At 64.1% G+C, this 22,132-nt stretch carries 17 protein-coding genes and 2 pseudogenes; 10 read left to right on the plus strand and 9 right to left on the minus strand.

Going from position 1 to position 22,132, the window contains the following annotated elements; all coding sequences use genetic code 11:
• The first annotated feature begins 18 nt into the window (after positions 1-18).
• The 5 genes from WHZ77_RS08975 (at position 19) to WHZ77_RS08995 (ending at position 4,803) form a co-directional block, all read left to right on the plus strand.
• Positions 19-1,119 (plus strand): LLM class flavin-dependent oxidoreductase, encoded by a 1,101-nt coding sequence (locus WHZ77_RS08975; protein WP_375313346.1) that lies wholly within the window; start codon positions 19-21, stop codon positions 1,117-1,119.
• Positions 1,116-2,054: an ABC transporter substrate-binding protein gene (locus WHZ77_RS08980; protein ID WP_375313347.1), complete on the plus strand. Its 939-nt coding sequence runs from the start codon at positions 1,116-1,118 to the stop codon at positions 2,052-2,054. Before WHZ77_RS08975 ends, WHZ77_RS08980 begins: the two co-directional genes overlap by 4 nt.
• Positions 2,055-2,324: 270 nt before the next feature.
• Positions 2,325-3,170 carry a CmcJ/NvfI family oxidoreductase gene (locus WHZ77_RS08985; protein ID WP_375313348.1) on the plus strand — a complete coding sequence of 282 codons (846 nt, stop codon included), beginning with the start codon at positions 2,325-2,327 and terminating at the stop codon, positions 3,168-3,170.
• A 100-nt stretch (positions 3,171-3,270) separates the two neighbouring features.
• Positions 3,271-3,585: a septal ring lytic transglycosylase RlpA family protein gene (locus WHZ77_RS08990; protein WP_375313349.1), complete on the plus strand. Its 315-nt coding sequence runs from the start codon at positions 3,271-3,273 to the stop codon at positions 3,583-3,585.
• A gap of 48 nt (positions 3,586-3,633) precedes the next feature.
• Positions 3,634-4,803, plus strand: a complete 1,170-nt coding sequence (locus WHZ77_RS08995; protein ID WP_375313350.1) for a Gfo/Idh/MocA family protein — start codon at positions 3,634-3,636, stop codon at positions 4,801-4,803.
• Between the two features lie 157 nt (positions 4,804-4,960).
• Here WHZ77_RS08995 and WHZ77_RS09000 read toward each other — a convergent pair whose 3' ends face one another.
• The 9 genes and pseudogenes from WHZ77_RS09000 to WHZ77_RS09040 form a co-directional block, all read right to left on the minus strand.
• Positions 4,961-5,146, minus strand: coding sequence for a hypothetical protein (locus WHZ77_RS09000; RefSeq protein WP_375313351.1), 186 nt, complete (start codon positions 5,144-5,146; stop codon positions 4,961-4,963).
• A gap of 352 nt (positions 5,147-5,498) precedes the next feature.
• Entirely contained in the window at positions 5,499-6,809 is a 1,311-nt protein-coding gene (locus WHZ77_RS09005; protein WP_375313352.1) for an ABC transporter substrate-binding protein, read from the minus strand.
• Positions 6,810-6,961: 152 nt separating this feature from the next.
• A complete protein-coding gene (uvrA, locus tag WHZ77_RS09010; RefSeq protein WP_375313353.1) occupies positions 6,962-9,472 on the minus strand; it encodes an excinuclease ABC subunit UvrA in 2,511 nt (836 codons plus the stop codon).
• 199 nt (positions 9,473-9,671) lie between these two features.
• Positions 9,672-10,910, minus strand: a complete 1,239-nt coding sequence (locus WHZ77_RS09015; protein ID WP_375313354.1) for an ABC transporter substrate-binding protein — start codon at positions 10,908-10,910, stop codon at positions 9,672-9,674.
• Between the two features lie 40 nt (positions 10,911-10,950).
• Positions 10,951-12,431, minus strand: a pseudogene (locus WHZ77_RS09020) (ATP-binding cassette domain-containing protein).
• Positions 12,431-13,356, minus strand: a pseudogene (locus WHZ77_RS09025) (branched-chain amino acid ABC transporter permease). Before WHZ77_RS09025 ends, WHZ77_RS09020 begins: the two co-directional pseudogenes overlap by 1 nt.
• A gap of 1 nt (position 13,357) precedes the next feature.
• Positions 13,358-14,233 (minus strand): branched-chain amino acid ABC transporter permease, encoded by an 876-nt coding sequence (locus WHZ77_RS09030; RefSeq protein WP_375313355.1) that lies wholly within the window; start codon positions 14,231-14,233, stop codon positions 13,358-13,360.
• 97 nt (positions 14,234-14,330) lie between these two features.
• Positions 14,331-14,453 carry a hypothetical protein gene (locus WHZ77_RS09035; protein ID WP_283805824.1) on the minus strand — a complete coding sequence of 41 codons (123 nt, stop codon included), beginning with the start codon at positions 14,451-14,453 and terminating at the stop codon, positions 14,331-14,333.
• 228 nt (positions 14,454-14,681) lie between these two features.
• Positions 14,682-15,914: an SMP-30/gluconolactonase/LRE family protein gene (locus WHZ77_RS09040; RefSeq protein WP_375313356.1), complete on the minus strand. Its 1,233-nt coding sequence runs from the start codon at positions 15,912-15,914 to the stop codon at positions 14,682-14,684.
• A gap of 306 nt (positions 15,915-16,220) precedes the next feature.
• Between WHZ77_RS09040 and WHZ77_RS09045 the strand changes: the two genes are divergently transcribed.
• The 5 genes from WHZ77_RS09045 (at position 16,221) to WHZ77_RS09065 (ending at position 22,094) form a co-directional block, all read left to right on the plus strand.
• Positions 16,221-16,484: a hypothetical protein gene (locus WHZ77_RS09045; protein ID WP_375313357.1), complete on the plus strand. Its 264-nt coding sequence runs from the start codon at positions 16,221-16,223 to the stop codon at positions 16,482-16,484.
• Positions 16,485-16,879: 395 nt separating this feature from the next.
• Positions 16,880-19,357 (plus strand): beta strand repeat-containing protein, encoded by a 2,478-nt coding sequence (locus WHZ77_RS09050; protein WP_375313358.1) that lies wholly within the window; start codon positions 16,880-16,882, stop codon positions 19,355-19,357.
• Positions 19,358-19,806: 449 nt separating this feature from the next.
• Positions 19,807-21,369 (plus strand): 2-isopropylmalate synthase, encoded by a 1,563-nt coding sequence (locus WHZ77_RS09055; RefSeq protein WP_375313359.1) that lies wholly within the window; start codon positions 19,807-19,809, stop codon positions 21,367-21,369.
• A gap of 112 nt (positions 21,370-21,481) precedes the next feature.
• Positions 21,482-21,850, plus strand: coding sequence for a hypothetical protein (locus WHZ77_RS09060; RefSeq protein ID WP_375313360.1), 369 nt, complete (start codon positions 21,482-21,484; stop codon positions 21,848-21,850).
• A complete protein-coding gene (locus WHZ77_RS09065) occupies positions 21,756-22,094 on the plus strand; it encodes a hypothetical protein (RefSeq protein ID WP_375314889.1) in 339 nt (112 codons plus the stop codon). The genes WHZ77_RS09060 and WHZ77_RS09065 overlap by 95 nt, the downstream gene beginning before the upstream one ends.
• Positions 22,095-22,132 lie beyond the last annotated feature (38 nt).

The raw sequence follows: 22,132 nt of genomic DNA on the forward strand, positions 1-22,132 counted from the left end.
ATCATCAGGGAGACGACCATGTCGATCGAGTTCATCGGCTTCATCAGCAACAACAATTCATCGGAGACCGTGGTCCGCGAGGGCCCGATCCTCAACCCCACCCACATCGAGACAGTCGCCAAGGCGCACGAGAACGCCGGCTTCGATCGCGCGCTGCTGGCGTTTCATTCGACCACACCGGACAGCCTCCAGGTCGCCCAGCACGTCCTCAACGCGACCTCCCGCCTCAACGTGCTGATCGCGCAGCGGCCGGGCTTCACCGCGCCGACGCTGCTGGCGCGCCAGTTCGCCGCGCTGGACCAGTTTTCCCGCGGCAGGGTCGCGCTGCACGTCATCACCGGCGGCAACGCCACCGAGCTGCGCCAGGACGGCAACACGCTCGACGACAAGGACGAGCGCTATGCCCGTACGTCCGAGTTTCTCGACGTGGTCCGTCTGGAATGGACCAGCGACAAGCCGTTCACCTACAAGGGCAAGTACTATCAGGTCGAGAACGGCTTCTCGCAGGTGAAGCCGTATCGTCCCGAAGGTATCCGCATCTATTTCGGCGGCGCCTCGGATGCGGCCATCGATGCTGCCGGCCGGCACGCCGACACCTTCGCGCTGTGGGGCGAATCCTACGCTCAGGTGCGTGACATCACCTCTCGCGTCCACAACGCCGCGATCCGGCAGGGCCGGCCGACGCCGCGCTTCAGCCTCTCGGTGCGCCCGATCATCGCGCCGACCGAAAAGCAGGCCTGGGAGAAGGCGGAGGAGATTCTGGCCCGCGCCACCGCGCTGCAGGACAAGACCGGCTATCGCAAGCCCGCCGACGGCCATGCGACCGCCGGCGCGCGCCGCCTGCTCGCGCTCGCCGACCAGGGCAGCCGCATCGACAAGCGGCTGTGGACCGAGATCGCCAAGCTCACCGGCGCCAACAGCAACACCACCGCGCTGGTCGGCACGCCCGAGCAGGTCGCGGAAGTATTCGGCGACTATTACGACCTCGGTATCAGCCACTTCCTGATCCGCGGCTTCGATCCCCTGATCGACGCCATCGAGTACGGCCGCGAACTGATCCCGCTGACACGCGAGCTCGTCGCCAAGCGTCAGGCCGTTCGCGGCGAGGCGGCGGAATGATCCGCCTGATGCTGGCCGGCGCGCTGCTGTTCGGTTCGGTTGAACTCGCGGCAGCGCAGACTACCCTGCGCGTCGGCGACCAGAAGGGCAATGCGCAGGCCGTGATGGAGGCGGCCGGCGTGCTCAAGGACGTGCCGTACAAGATCGAATGGAAGGAGTTTCCGGCGGCCGCGCCGTTGCTCGAGGCGCTCAGCGCCGGCGCGATCGAGACCGGACTCGTTGGCGATGCGCCGTTCACCTTCGCCGCCGCCTCCGGCGCGCCGGTGAAGGCGATCGCCGCGATCCGCCAGACGCGTGAAGGGCTCGCGATCCTCGTGCCGGAGAATTCGCCGATCAAGAGTTTTGCCGATTTGCGCGGCAAGAAGATCGCGACCGGCCGCGGCTCGATCGGCCATCAGCTGATCCTGGCGGCACTCGAGAAGAATGGCTGGAGCGCGAGCGACGTGCAGATCGCTTTCCTCGCGCCGTCCGATGCCAAGATCGCCTACACGCAAGGGTCGGTCGATGCCTGGTCGACCTGGGAGCCCTATGTCAGCCAGGAAGAGGTGCTGTTCAAATCTCGCCGCGTCATCACCTCGGAAGGCCTGACGCCGGGCCTGAGCTTTCAGGTAGCGCGACCCGACGCCATCCGCGACAAGCGCGCCGAGCTGACTGACTTCATCCGCCGCCTGACCGCTGCGCGAGCCTGGTCGCTGAGCAATATCGACAGCTATGCCGCAACCTGGGGCAAGCTGATGAACATCCCGACCGCCGTGCCGCAGAACTGGCTGTCGCGCGCAAAGATCCGGATCGCGCCGATCGACGACGGCGTGGTCGCGGACGAGCAGGGCACGATCGATCTCTATTTCCGCTGGGGCTTGATCAAGCAGAAGCTCGATGCGGCGGAGATCGTCGATCGTTCGTTTGCGGAGGCGATTGCGAAAGCGGGATTGTAGTTGCCAAGCGCTGAGGGCTGTCTCTCCGCGAGCGGTGGGCACGCTTCACTTTGCCCACCCTACGACACTGTATCCGGGCACGAGAATTTCACAAGTGCTCAAGCATCCGTGAGATGAGCGGGTCGCATTCCACGCAAAAGGCCACGCTCGAAATATTTCTTCTGCATTTCTCTGTGCCGACAACACCTGCATTGCTATTTGCGTCCAACCTCTTGCGCCGTGCTCCATCCCCGCAAAAATCAATCCAACGACCACATCGGGAGACCGGCCATGGGCCTGCAAGAAACAAAAATCGAATCGCTTCCCTTCGTCACTGCCGAACTCAACTACCTCGCGCCGACCTCCGGCAAGCCACGCACATATGCATTCGATCCGCCGCCGGGCGAGCCCAAGAGCACATCGCTGCCGGAGCCGCATCAGGTGCCGATCTTCGATGCGCGATTGATCGCCAACAATATCTCGCTCGACCGCGAGGGCTTTGCGCTGGTGCGCCATCCGACGCGGGTCAAGAACTTCCATGACGACGCGGAGGTGAGGGCGGTCTATTATCCCGCGGTCGAGACGTTCCTGCGCGCGACGCTGAAGGCCGACCGCGTCTTCATCTTCGACCACACGGTGCGCAAGCGCGTCGAGGGCGCCGCGGACATCCGCGACGGCGGCCCGCGCCAGCCCGCGACGCGCGTCCATGTCGACCAGACCTCAGTCTCCGGCGCCAACCGCGTGCGCGAGCATCTGCCTGACGAGGCCGAGGAGCTTCTGAAGGGCCGCGTGCAGGTGATCAATCTGTGGCGGCCGATCCGCGGACCCTTGCGCGATTCACCGCTCGCGATGGCTGACGGCACCAGTGTTGCGCCCGATGATCTCGTCGCCTCCGACCTGATCTATCCCAACCGTCGCGGCGAGACCTATTCGGTGAAATACAATCCGAACCACCGCTGGTTCTATTTCCCCGAGATGACGCCGGACGAGGCGCTGTTGCTCAAGTGCTACGATTCCGCAACCGACGGCCGCACACGGTTCGGGCCGCACACGGCCTTCGTCGATCCGACCACGCCAGCGGACGCGGCACCGCGCGAGAGCATCGAGATCCGCACTCTGGTCTTTCACAGAGAGTAACAAAGTGTGATGGCGCTGCCGGGCGTCGCCCGGCAATTCTCGGAACTTAGAGGAACAAGGCAACGTTGGCTGTCGGGGCAGTGCAACCGGGAGCGGTGCCGTGCGAGCGCGGACGACCTTATTGATTTGTGCAACGACCTCTTCCCTTGCCTTCATCTCCGTTGCCAATGCCGAGAGCGGGCTGGCCTCCTATTACGGATACGGAAAGGCCGGCAAGGGGGGCGAGCTGACCTGCGCCCACCGCACGCGCCCCTTTGGCAGCGTGCTCAAGGTGTCCTGGAGCGGTCGCACGATCCAGTGCCGCGTCAACGATCGCGGTCCCTTCATCCGCGGCCGTATCGTCGATCTCTCCGTGCCGGCCGCCCGTGCGCTCGGCATGATGAGCGCCGGCGTGGTGCGGGTCTCGGTGGAATAGGACTGCCAGCGCGCTATAGTGCCGCCCAAAGCATGGGTGAGGGGTGCTATGGCCAGGATTCGGGTGGGACTCGTCGGCTGCGGCTTCGTGTCGGAGCTGCATATGTACGCGTTCCGGCGCGTCTATGGCGCGGACGTCGAAGTCGCGGCAGTTGCCGCGCGCGGCGATCGCGTCGTTGCGTTCGCAAGACATCACGGGATTTCGCGCGTCTATCGCAGTTTTTCCGAGCTGATCGCGGACCGTGAGCTCGATGTCATCGACATCTGCACGCCGCCCAACCTCCACGCCGAGATGATCGTCGCGGCCATGCAGGCCGGCAAGCACGTGATCTGCGAGAAGCCGTTTGCGGGCTATTTCGGCCGCGAGGGCGACCAGCAGCCGATCGGCAAGCACGTGCCGAAGGCGCTGATGTATGAGCGCTTGCTGGAAGAGATGGACGCCACCCGCGCCGCGATCGAACGCACCGGACAACTCTTCATGTATGCCGAGGACTGGATCTACGCGCCCGCGGTGACCAAGACCGCGGAGATCATCAAGGCGACGAAAGACAAGATCCTGTTCATGAAGGGCGAGGAGAGCCATTCCGGCTCGCACGCGGCGCATGCGGCGCAATGGGCGATGACCGGCGGCGGCTCGCTGATCCGCATGGGCTGCCATCCGCTCTCGGCGGTGCTCTATCTCAAGCAGGTCGAGGCGAAGGCGCGCGGCGAGACCATCCGCGTCGTCAGCGTCACCGGGGATGTCGGTAACGTCACCGCCTGCTTGAAGCCTGACGAGCGCAGCTACATCAAGGCCAATCCGGTCGACGTGGAGGACTGGGGCACGCTGACCGCGACTTTCTCGGACGGTACCAAGGCGACCGTGTTTTCCGGCGACATGATCATGGGCGGCGTGCGTAATCTGATCGAGACCTATACGAGCGGCGGCTCGCTGTTCGCCAACATCACCCCCAATACACATCTGATGAGCTACCAGACCAACGAGGAGAAACTCGCCAGCGTCTACATCACCGAGAAGGTCGACCGCAAAACCGGCTGGCAATATGTCTGCCTCGAGGAGGAATGGACGCGCGGCTACCTGCAGGAGATCCAGGATTTCATGGAATGCGCCGCCACCGGACGGCAGCCGCTGTCCGACCTCACGCTGGCCTATGAGACGATCAAGGTGAACTACGCCGGCTATTGGGCGGCGGAGGAGGGACGGCGGGTGGTGCTGTAGCGAGCTTTCTGCCTACCAGGCCCCGATGGCCATCATGACAGCAATGGTCATGCACGAGAGGCAGGCAATCGATGCGGTATAGAATTCGGGCGTATTCAATGTTGCCTCCTGAAAAAGTGCCGCCTTTCCAAAATGCGGCTGCCGTGAGGAGAGCCAACTACCTGACGCGCTTCAATTCTGTCTCGTCGCTGGGGTCCATGTCGCCAGCGCTCTCCGGATCGCATGCGTCGTCGGCCTGCTGGAACAGCTCAGGATGTTTGCCCGTGAGCAGAAGCTGCTTGCGCATTTCAGCAAGGCGGGCGCGGCAGAATTCCTTGTAGAGCAATTCGAATATGGCGGGCATTGGCACCCCCATCGTTGGAATTCACGCTGTGAAAATTTCCGATCCCCGCTGGGCGGCTCATAATACGAGCCCCTTTACCGACGCTGGCGATCCACTGGCTGATCGGCTTGTACGCCCGAAAATGCAGCAGGGTTAATCATCTAGATCACACTGTAGAAGGCGTTTGCTTCAATAAGACTTCGTCCCACAACCTGCGCGCGCTCCCTTGTGGTCGAAATTCCAACCACAGCGTGAAGAGGCTTACCAGAGGATGCAAGTACATCCGGCTGCAACGCGATTGGCGCTGGCTCTGCAGGGACGGCGACTTACCCTCCACGGGAGGGTAAGCAGCGCGCTGTGACGCGTTCGGCCATCACGCCCCGTAAGTCGATCCCTTCGGCAGCGGAAACACCGGGTCCTGCGTGCGGATGTTGGTCGGCCACACCACCGAGATATGCTCGCCGGCGTTCTGCATCACCACCGGCGTCGAGCGCTCGTTCTGACCGGACATCGGCGTGCCCGGCGGGAAGAACTTGACGCCATAGCCCTGGATGGTGCCGCCGGCGGGAATGTCGACGTCGAGTGCGGCCTTGCGAATGGCCTCGGGCTCGAAGCTGCCGTATTTCTCCCTGGCGACCGGCAGCACGTTGTTGAGCAGCACCCAGGTCTGGTTGAACCCCATCGAGCAGTGCGGCGGCACGTCGGTGGCGCCGGTCTTGGCCTGGTAGCGCGAGACCATGGTCTTGGTGAGGTCGCCAATACCCGGCGCGAGCTTGGCGGGATCGAGCAGCTGCGCCGGCACCGGATCGATGTTGCAGAAATTGTCGATGTCGGGGCCGAAGGTCGCGCGCAGCTTGTCGAGCTGGCTGTAGCCCGCGCCGGCGCCGAACAGCATCTTGAAGCGCAATCCGCTCTCGCGCGCCTGGCGCAGGAACAGGGTGATGTCGGGATTGTAGCCAGCATGCGAGATCACATCGACCTTGGCCCGCTTGAGCTTGGTCACGAGTACCGAGAGGTCGGGCGCGGAAGCCGAATAACCCTCGCGCATCACGACCTGGATGCCGGCCTGCCTGGCATAGGCCTCGTCGGCGGCGGCGACGCCGACGCCATAGGGGCCGTCCTCGTGGATCAGCGCGACTTTGACCTCGCCCGGCTCCATGCCGAGTTTTGTCTTTGCGTGCTCGGCGATGAAGCCGGCAAAGGCCTGGCCGTACTGATCCGAATGGATCTGCGCGCGAAATACGTATTGCAGGTTCTTGTCCTTGAACACGGCGGTCGAGACCGCAGTGGTGATCCAGAGGATCTTCTTCTGCTGCTCGACCTTCGCCGCCATCGGCACCGCATGCGCGCTGGAATAGACGCCGTTGATGATGTCGATCTTTTCCTGGCTGATCAGCCGCTCGGCCTCGTTGATGGCGACGTCGGCCTTGCTCTGGGAGTCCGCGGCGACAGGGACAATTTTGGTCTTGCCGCCGATGCCGCCCTTCTCGTTGACGAGGTCGATGGCGATCTGCGCGCCGACCGAGGAGGCGACCGAGCCGCCGGCGGCGAAGGGGCCGGTGAGGTCGTAGATCAGGCCGATGCGCAATGTCTCGGCTTGCGCCTGGGCCCGTGTCCAATCGAGGCTGAGTGCAGCGGCGGCAGCCGCCGAGCTCTTCAGCAGCTGCCTGCGTGAAGTCGGCATCCTATCCTCCCTCAAAACCGTTTGTTGATCGTGCCAGTTATTTTTTGAGAATTATGGGGAGCGGGCCGGCGGAAAGTCAACATCGCTAAAGTCTGGCTCTGTCCTCCTGGCGCAGAACGCAATTGCGAGATGAGTCATGAAGCAGCGCGCGGTTACTGTTTCAAGCGGCGAGCAAGATAGCGTGCTGTCTTCCCGCCGGCTCCAGCGACCTGATGTGGCGTTCCGGATGCGACGATACGGCCACCCTCGTCGCCGGCGCCGGGGCCGAGATCGATGATCCAGTCGCTGTGAGCGACGACGTCCATGTCATGCTCGACCACGACGACGCTGTTGCCGGCGTCCACGATCCGCTCAAGCTGGGCGATCAGCCGTTCGACGTCCCGCGGATGAAGACCCGTGGTCGGCTCGTCCAGGACATAGAGCGTGTGCCCCCGCTGCGGACGCATGAGCTCGGTCGCCAGCTTGATCCGCTGGGCCTCGCCACCGGACAGTTCGGTGGCGGATTGACCGAGGCGGATATAGCCGAGGCCGACCTCACGGACGACCGATAGCGACCGGTTCAGTGAGGAATCGTCGCGGAAGAAATCGAAGGCCTCGTCGACGCGCATGGACAGCACGTCCGCGATTGATCGGCTGCGGATTTTCACTTCGAGCGTCTTGTCGTTGTAGCGAGCACCCTTGCAGGTCGGGCAGGGCGCATAGACGCTGGGCAGGAACAGAAGCTCGACGCTGACGAATCCCTCGCCCTCGCAGGTGCTGCATCGGCCTTTTGCGACATTGAACGAGAAGCGTCCGGCGTCGTAGCGGCGAGACTTCGCCTGAGGTGTCGCCGCGAACAGTTTTCGTACATGGTCGAACAGGCCGGTGTAGGTCGCAAGGTTGGATCGCGGGGTGCGGCCGATCGCCTTCTGATCCACCACGACGAGGCGATCGACCTCGACGAGGCCGGCGACGATCTTGCCGCCCAATGTCTCGATCGTGGGCGCAAGGCTGCCGTCGTCGGTATCAGCGGCGAGCGTGTGGCCGAGATGGCCGGCCACGGCGTCGACGAGGAATTGGCTGATCAGGCTCGACTTGCCGGAGCCCGACACGCCGGTGACGCTGGCGAGGACGCCCAGCGGGATGTCGACGTCGAGGCCGCGCAGATTGTTGCGGGTCACACCCCTGACCTTCAGATGCCCCTTCGGCTCGCGATGGGTCGTCGGCAACGGCTTTCTTGGATGTGAGAGATAGCGGGCGGTTCGCGATTGCTCGATCTCGCCGAGCCCCGCGGGCGGCCCGCTATAGAGAATGAGTCCGCCGCCTTCGCCGGCGTCGGGCCCGACGTCCACCAGCCAGTCGGCATGTTTTATGACCTCGATCTCGTGTTCGACCACGAAGATCGAATTTCCGGCGTGCTTGAGTCTGTCCAGCGCCCGCAGCAGCGCTTCGGTGTCGGCGGGATGCAGGCCGGCGGAGGGCTCGTCGAGCACGTAGACGACGCCGAACAGGTTCGAGCGGACCTGCGTTGCCAGACGCAAGCGCTGCAGTTCACCCGGTGACAGCGTCGGCGTGCTGCGCTCGCAGGCGAGATAGCCGAGGCCAAGGTCGAGCAGGACGGCGAGGCGCGCCGATAGATCCTCGCAGATGCGCCGGGCAACGACAGTCTTCTCCGACTTGTCCGCCGAGACTCGTGCGAACGGCTGGATCAGATCCTGCAATTGCTTGAGCGGCAGATGCGACATCTCGGCGATGTTGAGCCCTGCGAACTTCACCTTGAGCGCCTCCGGCTTCAGCCGGTTGCCATGGCAGGTCGGGCAGTCGCGGGTGATCATGAATTGCGCGACGCGGCGCTTCATCATCGCGCTCTCGGACTTGGCGTAGGTCTGCATCACATAGCGCTTGGCGCCGGTGAAGGTGCCCTGATAGCTCGGCTCCTCCTTGCGGCGCAGGGCCCGTTTGACTTCGGCCGCGTCGTAGCCGGCATAGACCGGAACGGTCGGCTGCTCGTCCGTGAACAGGATCCAGTCGCGCTCCTTTTTGGGAAGCTCACGCCAGGGCTTGTCGACGTCGTAGCCCAGCGTCGTCAGGATGTCCCGGAGGTTCTGTCCCTGCCAGGCACTCGGCCAGGCCGCGACGGCGCGCTCGCGGATCGTCCTGGTGTCGTCGGGCACCATGGATTTCTCAGTGACGTCGAGCATCCTGCCAATCCCGTGGCAGGTCGGGCAGGCCCCCTCCGGCGTGTTCGGCGAGAACGACTCTGCATAGAGCAGTGGTTGCCCACGCGGATAGTCGCCGGCCCGGGAATAGAGCATCCTGAGCAGGTTCGAGAGGGTTGTCACGCTGCCGACGGACGAGCGCGTCGTCGGCGCGCCGCGCTGCTGCTGGAGCGCAACGGCGGGTGGCAAGCCTTCGATGTCGTCGACTTCGGGGATCTGCATCTGGTGGAAGAGGCGCCGCGCGTAGGGCGACACCGATTCCAGATACCGCCGCTGCGCCTCGGCGTAGATCGTTCCGAAGGCGAGCGAGGACTTTCCGGAGCCGGATACGCCCGTGAACACGACGAGGGCGTTACGTGGGATCGTGACATCGACGTTCTTGAGGTTGTGCTCACGCGCGCCGCGCACCCGAACGAAGCCGTCGTCCCGTGTCGTCCCGTCCGGTCGGGTTGGTCGATCGTCCATCTTGCTGCTCCAGGCCCGCACGCGACCAACGCCACTTGGGCCGGTTGCGATCGGAGATTAACGGCAAGATCGCATGATGGGTCCTCAGATGCCAGCATGCCAATTGTGTTCGGCACAAAGCGAAGGCCCGTCGCGGTACGGCGACGGGCCTTGCCAGCATGATGGGCGTTACGCTGCCCTCCCAGGACCGACGCCGGTGTTACTGCGACAGCTTCACGAAGGCCGGAAACTTCATCTTGCCTTCCGCGATCTTCTCCGGCCACACCACGATCTGCTTGCCGTCCTGCCACTGGAACACCAGTCCGGAAACCGTACTGGGGCCCGACTTGATGCCGTGGGTGAACTCGTCGTCCTTGCCGTAGAACTGGATCTTGCCGATCGTGCCTTCGAAGTCGGTTTTCTCCAGTTCGGTGACCATCTTGTCGGGATCGGTCGAGCCCGCGCGCTTGATCGCGTCGGTGATGATGTAGACCTCGTCATAGGCGGTGTAGCCGGTATAGGCCGGCGGCGAACCGAACTTGGCTTTGAAGGCGGCCGCGAAGGGCTTCGTCTTGGAGGTCACGGCGACATCAGGCGTCGCCACCGCGAGCGAGGGCACGCCGTCTGCGGCGCCATTGGTGTCCTTCCAGAAGGTTGGGCTCAGCGCCTGCGCACTGATGCCGAACATCGGGATCGGCACCTGCTGGTTCTTCCACTGCACCGTCGGCTGTACGCCGACATGCGAGATGCCGGTGACGATCACGTCCGGCTTCTTGCCCTCGATGTTGTTGAAGATCGGGGTGAAGTCGGTGGTGTCGGGCGAGAAGCGCACATGCTCGACGACCTTGAGCCCGGCCTTCGGCAGGCAGGCCTCGTAGCCGACGTCGAGCGGCTTGGTCCAGGCGGCGTCCTCGCTCATGATCGCGACCGTCTTGAACTTGAGCTTGTCGACGAGGAGATCCTTGGCCGCATCGCAGACGAGCTGCGCCTGGGCCGCCGAAGTCAAATAGCCGTGGAAGGTGTACTTGTTCTTCTCGTAGTCGTTGTGGATCGCCTTGGTGATCTCATTCGAGGCGGCGCCGGGGGTGATTAGCGGCATCTTCAGCCGTGCCGCCCAGGGTTCGAGCGCCAGCACGACCTCGCTGATATAGCTCGCGATCACCGCGGAGACCTTGTCCTCGCTCACCGCGCGTTGGAAGGCGCGCACCGAATCCGCCGATGAGCTCTTGTTGTCGTAGGTGACGATCTCCACCTTGCGGCCGAGAATGCCGCCCTTGGCGTTGATCTCGTCGGCAGCGATCTGTGCGCCGCCGGGCGTCGCGGCACCCGCGATCGACTGCACCTCGGCAATGACACCGATCTTGATCGGATCGTTCGACTGCGCATAGGCGGGAGCGGCAAGGCACAGCGCTAGCGCGGAGGTGAGGAGACTGCTGCCGAGAAGTGTCGATGGTCTCATGGTCGTTTCCCTTTCATCGTTTTGTTGTTGGTATGGGGCACTAAAGAAAGTCGGCGCCGGCTTCGCTCGCGAAGCGTCGGGATCGCCCTCCCAGACGATCCTGGCATGCTCCAGCACATAGACGCGGTCGGCATGCGGCAGCGCGAAGGTGACGTTCTGCTCGCCGAGCAGCACCGTGATCGACGTGGTCTGCCGCAGCTTCGTGAGAGCCTTGGACAATTGCTCGAGGATGACGGGGGCGAGACCCAGCGTCGGCTCGTCCAGGATCAGGATCTGCGGCTGCATCATCAGCGCGCGGCCGATCGCCAGCATCTGCTGCTCGCCGCCGGAGAGCGTCTGCGCCATCTGGCTCTGGCGCTCCCTCAGGATCGGGAACAGCTCGAACAACCAGGCGAGCTGGGTAGCGCGCTTGTCGTCGGAGAGATGCTGGCCGCCGAGATCGAGATTTTCCCGCACGCTCATCTCGCCGAACAGCTCACGGGATTCCGGGCATTGCACCAGACCGCTGCGCGCGATCTTTGCCGGACTGGTGCCGCGTAGCCTGTCGCCGCCGCGCACGATCTCGCCGCTATAGGGCAGGAAGCCGGAGATGGTGTTGAACAACGTGGTCTTGCCGGCGCCGTTGAGCCCGACGACGGAGACGAACTCGCCCTCGTGGACATGGATCGAGACGTTCTCCAGCGCCTGCGCCTTGCCGTAGAACACGCTGACATTCTCGACCTGGAGCAGCGGCACCTTGTCCTTGAAGCTGGTCTCGGGCCGCGCATGGGTTTCGATGGCGCCGCCGAGATAGACCCGGCGCACGGTTTCGTTCTTCATGACGTCCTCGGCCTTGCCGGTGACGATCTCCTCGCCGAGATACATCGCAAGGACGCGGTCGACGAGTGCGGCGACGCTCTTGACGTTGTGGTCGACCAGCATCACCGCGCGGCCATCATCGCGGAAGCTGCGGATCAGCTTGGAGAAGACGTCGACCTCGGCGCGGGTCAACCCGGCGAAGGGCTCGTCCACCAGCACGACTTTCGGGTCGCGTGCGATCGCCTTGGCGAGTTCGAGCCTCCGCAGATCGGCGAAGGGCAGCGTCGGCGGACGGCGGTTGATCACGTTGCCGAGGCCGACGCGGTCGGCGATCCATTTGGCGCGCTCGACCAGCGTCTTGTCGGGGAACAGCATGAACAGGCTGTCGGGCAGCAGCGCGACCAGGATGTTCTCCAGCACCGTCTGGCGGTTCAGCGGCCGCGAGTGCTGGAACACCATGCCGAAGCCCTTGCGCGCGATCTTGTGTGCGGGCAGGCCGGCAACGTTCTCGCCCTCGAAGATCACTTCGCCTGATGTCGGGCGCTCGATGCCCATCACGCTCTTCATCGCGGTCGATTTGCCGGATCCGTTCGGCCCGATCAGGCCAAAGATCTCGCCGCCATTGACCTCGAAGCCGAGGTTCTTCACCGCGGTGAGACCGCCGAAGCGTTTGGTGAGGCCGCGGACTTCGAGCACGGGCCGGTTTGAAAGCCGCATATCCATCACGAGCGCGCCTCACGCGAGAGGGCCGCTCCGAGGAAGCCGCCGGGGAAGAACAGCACGACGAGGAGTGCGACGGCCGAGACGATGAAGGTGGCAAGCTCGCCTGTGGGCCTGAGGAATTCGCCGGCCACGATCAGGAAGATCGCGCCCAGTGCAGCGCCGAGCACGGTGCGCCGGCCGCCGAGCACGGCCGAGACGATCACGTTGACGCCGACCGCGACGTCGACGACGGTGCCGACCGAGGCCGTGCCGAAGTAGAACACCAGCAGCGCGCCGGACAATCCCGAGAAGAACGCGCTGACGACGAAGGCTGCGAGCTTGTGCTTGACGATGTTGAAGCCGAGTGCGCCGGCCTGTACCGGATCCTGGCCGCTGGCCTGGAGCACGAGGCCGATCGGCGATTGCGACAGGCCATAGAGAATGGCCGCCGAGACCGTCATGAAGCCGAGCGCAATCCAGTAATTGGCACCGGCATTGATGGTGATGACATCAGGAATGGTGAGGCCGATCTCGCCGCCGGTGAGGTCGGCGAAGACCACGATGAAGTTCTGCAGCATGAGCACGGCAACGAGCGTGGTCAGGCCGAAATAGGGGCCACGAACCCGCAGCGCCGGCAGCGCCAGCACGAGGCCGGCGATGACGGAGGCCAATGCGCCGAGCACGATGCAGGATAGACCGACCAGCCGAACTGGGCATTCAGGATGCCGGCGGTATAGGCACCGACGCCAATCAGGAAGGTCGGGCCGAAATTGACCTCGCCGGCGAAACCGAACAGCAGGTCCCAGGCCATCGCGAACACGCCGAAATAGAAGGCGACGGTGAGAAGCCCCAGCACATAGCCGGAGACGTAGAGCGGCAGCGTTGCCGCGATGACGACGAGCGCAAGCGAGATGAAGAACAGGCGCGAGGTGAAGAAACTGGACATCTCAGCGCCTCCCCAGAAGGCCCTGGGGCCGGATGTACATCACGAACACGAGTAGCAGCAGCGCCGGGATGGTGCGATAGGCTGGCGAGACAAGATAGGCCGTGAGCGTTTCGAGATAGCCGACCACGAAGGCCGCGATCAGCGAGCCGGAGACGCTGCCGAGGCCGCCAAGCACGACGATCGAGAACGCGCTCGCCGTCAGCGGTCCGACGCTGTAGGAGCTGACGCCGAGGAACATGCCGAGCAGCACGCCCGCGATGCCGGCAAGGATCCCGTAGATTCCCCACACCACGATGTAGATGTTGGTGAGCTCGAGGCCGAGCAGCGTGACGCCGCGCGGGTTCATCGAGGCCGCCAGCACCGCCTTGCCCGTGCGGGTGCGGTTCACCAAAAGCCACAGCAGCGCGATGACGAGGCAGCAGACGATCGCGGTGAAGATCTCGTTCTTGGGCGTGCGGACACCGAGGATCTCCACCACGCCCTCGACGATCGGCAACACGGTCTTGGCGTTGTTGGTGAAGAAATAGGCGATCACCTCCTGGATCATGATGCCCCAGAGCAATGTTCCCGTGAGGACGAAGATCTCCTTCTCCTCATTGGGAATGCGCCGTGAGTCCTGGATGGGCTTCACCACCGCGAAATAGGTTGCAAACGCCGTGAGCAGAGCGACACCGACGCCGATCAGCGCACCGGCATAGGTGCCAACATTCAGCACGCTGGCGGCGGCCCATGCCGCGACCGCTGCGGCGACCATGATGGCACCGTGGGAGAGGTTGAGGACGCCGGAGACGCCGAAGATCAGGGTGAAGCCGGTGGCACCGAGAGCATAGAGGGCGCTGATGGCAAAGCCATCGATCAGGATCTGGAAAGCACGCATGAATGATCGACCGGGGCAGACGAGCTGCCTCTGGAGGGAGGTACTGCGGAGCCGCAGGTGAATGTCTTCGAGCTCAGGCTCGAAGCAGTGCGTTCGATCAGCTTGGGGAGGGGTTGAGGAGGACGGCGAATCCGATGTCGGCTCTCGCAACGTCCTTCTGCGCGCCGGTCATCTCGGCGTCGCGCATTTTCGGCAATGCAATAGAGAGTCGTTTGTTCATGTTGTTCTCTCCCTTCGAACAGGCCTCTTGTGAGCCATTAGGTCGCAACTATACCGGCGAGGAGGTTCTCGGCAAGTGAAACTGCGTTCAGGATTGTGGGAGCGGACTAAAGTCTATCGCTGCGCAAATTTCAGGTGGGTTCCAGCGGCGCAAGAACGCATGACCGATTGAAAAGGAAAGGGCGCCGGTCAATTGCCGGTGCCCTTTCCCGTCTTTGCGAATGCCTGCTCAACCGGGCCCGGCGCCCTGCGTGGCCGTGTACACGGCGTAGAGCGACTGGCTCGCGGCCATGAACAGGCGGTTGCGCTTGGGGCCGCCGAAGCAGATGTTGCCGCAGACTTCCGGCAGTCGGATACGGCCGAGCAGCTTGCCTTCCGGCGACCATGCCGTGACGCCGTTGTAGCCGACGGCGCGGCCGGCATTGCTGGAGGCCCAGACGTTGCCGTTGACGTCGCAGCGCAGACCGTCGGGCCCGCACTTCACGCCGTCGATCACGCAGTCGCTGAACTTCTTGACGTTGGAGAGCTTGTTGTCCGTGCCGACGTCGAACACGAAGATCTCGCCCTTGCCGCCGGGGCCGGTGTCGCCCGGTCCCTTGCCGGTCGAGGCGATGTAGAGCTTCTTGTAATCGGGTGAAAAGCACAGGCCGTTCGGATCGGGCACCTGCTCCTCGGTGACGACGAGGTCGATGCGCCCACTGGGGTCGATGCGATAGCAATTGGTCGGCAGCTCGCGCTTGCCCGGTGTGAAGCCGGCTGGCTGTCCGATCCGCGGATTGAGCTTGCCGCCGGCATTGCTCGGGCCACCCGCGACGTCGGGCTCGCCCTCGTAAAGCTGGCCGCCATAGGGCGGATCGGTGAACCAGTAGCTGCCGTCGGGGTGCGCGGCGATGTCGTTCGGCGAGTTCAACCGCTTGCCTTGATAGGAGTCGGCCAGCACCGTGGCGGTGCCGTCGTGCTCGTAGCGCGTCACCCGCCGGGTCAGATGTTCGCAGGAGAGCTGGCGGCCCTGGAAGTCGAACGAATTGCCGTTGGAGTTGTTGGAGGGCGAGCGGAACACGCTGACGCGGCCGTCGTCCTCGGTCCAGCGCATCTGCCGGTTGTTGGGAATGTCGCTCCACAGCAGGTAACGGCCCTGCGCGCTCCAGGCCGGGCCTTCGGCCCACAGCAGACCGGTGTGCAGCCGTTTGATCGCGGTGTTGGGCTGCGCCAGATCGTTGAAGGACGGATCGACCGCGATGATGTCGGGGTCCCAGAAATAAGTGGTCGGTGCGCCGCCCGGACCGAAATCGCGCGGCGGGGTGGTGATCGTCGTCGGCGGGGCGGCGGGTCCGGTCTGGGCCAGCGCGGGGCCCGCCATCGTGGCGGCGGCGCCGAGTGCAAGCCCCCGGACAAGTGTTCGTCGTGAAAGCGCAGCATCCTGGTCACGCTGCTCGTGGTCACGAGCCTGCTGGCGTGTCATCGCGTCCTCCCGATTCTTTTTTCGCTAGCCGGTTGATCCGGCCGAGCGGCGCGAAGGTTAGTCCGGTCTGCGCCCGGTTGCGAGAGGCAGGTTCGCATCCTTTGCGCGATGGCAGGCCAGCAAAGGCTGGAACGCGGCCGCATTGCGGCGAGGCAAGGGCAAAAGCGACAATTCGTCCCGGCCTCGTCGCTCGGAGCTTGCCGTCGGGCCTTGGCAGTTAACCGGAATGGTTTTTAGGGCGTGTCAAGCCTTGACCTCACGCGCGATGATGGCAGAACGTTTCCGGAGCATTAGCCGGAGTCCGCCGTGTTAGCCGTTGTTGCATTGGTCATAGCGCTCGTCATCGCGTTCGCCGCCGGCTATGTCACCCGCGATCTCGTCTCCCGCAAACGACGCGCGGAGGCGCGCCGCTGGCGCGAATATACCGAGCCCGGCTGGCTCCGCGCCGCTGCGCCCGCCAACACCAACGAGGCTGCGAACACCAACGCGGCTGTGCCTCCGGCGACCGGCGAACTCGGCCAGATGCTGGACCGCTGGGAAAACCGGGCGCGCGCCCGCCGCGCGGGATAGCGGCCGTCTTCAGCGACTGAACCCGCGTTCCGTTTTCGATCGCTGCAATCTGTCGCTGCGTCCTAAGCTGACTGAAGCGTGGCGAGAACTATCGCCGCGTGTGCATCTGCACAAGTAACCGCGCGACGTGGCGCGATGAGCTTGCGTGCGCGCAACGAGAAAGTTCGCAGCGATGCGGCGCATCTGTCGCGGGCTTTCCATTTGTCGTGCGCGCGAATGCCGTCCCGCCTTCATATAACAGACACATCATCATGCAACATAACTTATGTTATTTGTTAACTATTCGCTAAATCGGAGCCGAGCGCCCCCATGGGTTCGGGCATTCCGAGAAGCTCGACGCCTCATGACGCAGAAATCTTCCGTCTTCAGCCAGGACGGCAAAAAGGAAAACAACCATGACTGATACCCCGGGCAACGCCGTGACCCTCGGCGACGGAGACGACATCCTGATCACCTCCAGCAACATCGTCGGCGGCGTCGACATGGGCGGCGGCAACGACACCCTGACCAACGCCGGGACCATCACCGCGATGGCCGGTTCGGCCGTCAACATGGGTAACGGCAACGATACGCTCAGCAACAGTGGCAAGATCGTCGGAACCGTGCTGCTTGGCGCCGGCGACGACACCGTCAACATCTACGCCGGATCGACGTCAGGAACGATTGACGGCGGTGACGGCTATGACACGATCCGTGCCTACGCGGCCTCGGGCAGCTCGGCGGTGGGCACCGTCGGGGCCTCGGTGAATGTGGAGAAGCTGGACATCGTCAGCGGCAGCTGGATGCTCGGTTATGGCTTCGACGGTGCGAATATCGAAGTCGAGAGCGGTGCGACGATCACCAGCGGCTCGGCGGCGACCGCGATGGGGTTGACCGGAGGTCAAACCCTGACGGTCGATCAGGGTGGCACGGTCGTCGGCACCAAGTTCGCGATCGGCATCAGCGGGGGTGATACAGACGCCATCGTCGTCAACAGCGGCACGATCAAGGTCACCTCGACGCCGGGGACCAAGGCCGACGCGATCACGATGAACGGCGGCACTGCGACGATCCACAATACCTCGACCGGCACCATCGACGGCGCCCGCCACGCCATCACCGGCCCGCTCGGCGTCCACGTCATCAACGACGCCGGCGGCGTCATCGTCGGCCGCAACGGCTCGGCGGTGAACATGGACAACAGTCCGATCGTCGCCTACACAGCCTATGTCGACAATTACGGGACGATGCTGGGCGATTCCGCCAACATCAGTGACAGCGACGGCGACGCAGTCGATGTCGACGGCTTCGCCGTGATCAACAATTACGGCAACATCCGCGGCGAAGGCGCCAACGGCTACCACAAGGGCGAGGCCAATGTCTCGGAAGGCATCGCGATCGGCGGCGGCACCATCAACAACTATGCCGGCGGCAACATCTACGGCTACGGCCGGGCGATCGAGGTCGACAATTCCTCGAACGCTGCGGCCTTCTCGTCCACGATCATCAACAATGCCGGGATCATCGAGGGCGGCGGGCACGGTCCGACCGGCGTGTCTGACGCCGACGTCGCGCTGTTCGCCGCCCGGCTCAAGGGCGGTGAGGCGATCAACATCATCGGCAACTATGCCGACACCATCACCAACAGCGGCGGCATTCTCGGCGGCGTCAAGACCGACGGCGGCGACGACACTATGACGAACGGCGGGCTGGTGGTGGCGACCGGCGGCTCGGCGGTCGATCTGGGCGACGGCAACGACAGCTTTACCAACAGCGGCATCGTCTCCGGCGACGTGGTGTTGGGCGCCGGCGACGACACCATCAACCTGATCGCGGGCTCGACCGTCTGGGGCACCATCGATGGCGGTGACGGCAACGACACCATCAACCTGTCCGGCACCGGTCAGGGAACGCTGGGCAAGGGCACCGGTATCGAGAAGGTCGATGTGCAGAGCGGCGCCTGGGCCATCAACAGCGATGCCAGCTATACCAATGTCACCATTGAGAGCGGCGCTGGTCTCGTGGTGCGCGGCGCGGTCACGACTGTGACGGTTGAGCTGGGTGCCGAACTCTCCGTTTACGGCAGCGCGACCGGCGCGACCGTGCTTGGCGAACAGGCGATCCAGACCGGTGGCGTTGCCACCGATACAACCATCGGTGCGGGCGGCGAGCAGCGTGTCATCAATGGCGCGTCCGCGAACGGCACCACCATCGAGGGCGGAACCCAGGATGTCTACGGCACCGCCGTTGACACCACCATCGACGCGGCCGGGCTCCAGAATGTGCACGGCAGCGCGACCGACACCACCATCAATGGCGGCGGCGAGCAGAACGTCTATCAGGCCGCCACCGCGACCGGCACGACGGTGAACGCCGGCGGCATCCAGATCGACTGGGGCAGCGCGGTCGCCACCACGATCGACGGCGGCAGCCAGTATGTCTACGGCACCGCGGCCGATACGGTGATCCTCTCCGGCACGCAGTATGTCGAGGTCGGTGGTGCCGCCTACGGCACGATGATCGGCAGCGGCGGCACCGCGCATGCCTTCGGCGGAGCTTCGGTTCACAACGTGACGTTCGCAGGCGCCGACGCCACGCTGGTGCTGGATCGCGCCTCCGACTTCAGCGGCTTCATCTCCGGCTGGCAGGACGGCGATCACCTGGATCTTTCCGATATCCAGTTTGGCCAGGGTACGACGCTGGCTTACGCCGCCAATGCTGGCCACAGCGGCGGCAAGCTGACGGTCTCGGATGGTGCGCACACCGTGTCGCTCTCGCTGCTCGGCCAGTACACGGCAGCGGACTTCGCGCTGGCGTCCGACGGCCACGGCGGCACTGTGATCAGCGATCCCGGCATGCAGGTTCAGAACCAGCTCGCACCCGCGCACGTCTGACGAGCTGGCGGCGCCCCGCTGAGATTCCGCGGGGCGCATAAGTCAGGGGCTTCCCGGCCAGGCCGGGCAGCCTCGACCCGCAACCGGGTCAGTTCCCCTGACCATCTTTTGGCGTTGCAGTTGCTCCTGTTTCTCGTCTAGAAACGGTGCATCGAGCCTCCCGGCAACCAACCGTCAACGGTTTTGACCGAGGATTTGAGGGCTCAAAAGGGTCTGGCAATGCTGATTCGCGGCCAAATCGATGGGATTTCGGGGGAGGTGGCTCTGGCCGCCGCCACGATCCCGGCCGTGCGGCTGTCCACCCTCCTGATTGGCGGGCTTCTTCTTAGCTGCCCCTGAGGGCCGGCTGGGCGCGACGCGCCTGGGCGCTCAGGGGTTGGTCGAGATCACCGGACACCTCAAGCGCCCAGACCAATGAACGGCGCGAAAGCTCAAAAGGAAATTTGACAATGGCCACCGTGAACAAGTCCGAGAAGGACCGCGTCATCATTTTCGACACCACGCTGCGCGACGGCGAGCAGTGCCCCGGCGCCACCATGACCTTCGAGGAGAAGCTCGAGGTCGCCGAGATGCTGGATGATATGGGCGTCGACGTCATCGAAGCCGGCTTCCCGATCACCTCCGAGGGCGACTTCCAGGCGGTCAGCGAGATCGCCCGCCGCTCCAAGAACGCCGTCATCGCCGGCCTGTCGCGCGCGCACCCGGCCGATATCGACCGCTGCGCCGAAGCGGTGAAATTTGCCAAGCGCGGCCGCGTCCACACCGTGATCGCGACCTCGCCGCTGCACATGCGGGTGAAACTGAACAAGACCCCGGAGCAGGTGCTCGAGACCTCGATTGCGATGGTCGCGCGCGCCCGCAACCAGATCGACGATGTCGAATGGTCGGCCGAGGACGGCACCCGCAGCGAGATGGATTATCTGTGCCGCATCGTCGAAGCCGTCATCAAGGCCGGTGCCACCACGGTGAACATTCCGGACACCGTCGGCTACACCACGCCCGACGAATATACCCACTTCATGAAGACGCTGATCGAGCGCGTGCCGAACTCGGACAAGGCGGTGTTCTCCGTGCACTGCCATAACGACCTCGGCATGGCCGTGGCGAACTCGCTGGCCGGCATCATCGGCGGCGCGCGCCAGGTCGAGTGCACCATCAACGGCATCGGCGAGCGCGCCGGCAATGCCGCGCTGGAAGAGATCGTGATGGCGATCAACGTGCGCAACGACAAATTCCCGTACTGGAACAAGATCGACACCACCCAGCTCACCCGCGCCTCCAAGGTCGTGTCCGCGGCGACCTCGTTCCCGGTGCAGTACAACAAGGCCATCGTCGGCCGGAACGCCTTCGCGCATGAGAGTGGCATCCACCAGGACGGCGTGCTGAAGGACGCCTCCACCTACGAGATCATGCGGCCCGAAATGGTCGGCCTGAAGCAGTCCTCGCTGGTGCTGGGCAAGCACTCCGGCCGCCACGCCTTCGTGCACAAGCTGGAAGAGATGGGCTACAAGCTCGGCCCGAACCAGCTGGAAGACGCCTTCACGCGGATGAAGGCGCTCGCCGACCGCAAGAAGGACATCTACGACGAGGACATCGAGGCGCTGGTCGACGAGGAGTTGGCTGCGTCGCACGACCGCATCAAGCTGACCTCGCTGACCGTGATCGCCGGCACCCATGGCCCGCAGCGCGCGACCATGAAGCTTGACGTCGACGGCCAGATCAAGATCGAGGAGGCCGAGGGCAATGGTCCGGTCGACGCGGTGTTCAACTGCATCAAGCGCCTGGTGCCGCACGAGGCCAAGCTCGAGCTGTACCAGGTCCACGCCGTGACCGAAGGCACCGACGCGCAGGCCGAAGTCTCGGTGCGGTTGTCGCATGAAGGACGCGCAATGACCGCGCGCGCGGCGGATCCGGATACGCTGGTGGCCTCGGCCAAGGCCTATCTCGGCGCGCTCAACAAGATCGTCATGAAGCGCCAGCGCGATACGGTGACGACGGCGGCGGCGAGCTGAGACTTCGCTTCTTCAGTTTATCGGCAGACGCGGCGCCCCTGGCGCCGCGTTTTCGTTTGGGGCCCGATGTGTGGGAGGAAGCCGATCGCAACAGGCATGTTATTATCATGTCATGTTGTCATATCATCAATCGATCATCAATGATGGCTGTCGGCAGAACGTCTACGTCGACGGGACGGCGACCGGCACGATGATCAATGCCGGCGGCTATCAGATTGACTGGGGCACTGCAACCGGCACCATGATCAACGGTGGCACTCAATATGTGTACGGCACAGCTACGGACACGACCATCGCGGCCGGTCTCAGCACGTGCAGTCCGGAGGCGTGGCCATCAACACCACGATCGGAACCGGGCAGGCCGCCTATGTCCATGGCGGCGGTCGATGGACAGCGTGACCTTTGCCGGTCCCTACGCCATTCTCGGACTCGATCAATCGTCTGGGCTGATCGGGTCGATTTCCGGCTGGCAGGACAATGACTACATCGATCTCGGCGACATCCTGTTCGACGAGGGCTCCACGTCGTTGGCCTTTGTACGGAACGAGGACAATGACGGCGGTGCGTTGGTCGTGTCCGACGGCTCGCATACGGCCACGCTGAACCTGCTCGGCCAGTACAGCGCGGCCGATTTCGCCCTGTCTTCGGACGGGCATGGCGGCACCCTGATCTCGAATCCGGCGGCCGTGCCAGAGGCCGAGCTTGCCCCGGCGCTGCATGGCTAAGGCTGCGCGACCTGTGAAATATGGTATGTTACAATAAA

Origin of the sequence: Bradyrhizobium sp. A5 (assembly GCF_042076515.1) — a bacterium.
In the GTDB taxonomy this organism is placed as follows: domain Bacteria; phylum Pseudomonadota; class Alphaproteobacteria; order Rhizobiales; family Xanthobacteraceae; genus Bradyrhizobium; species Bradyrhizobium cosmicum.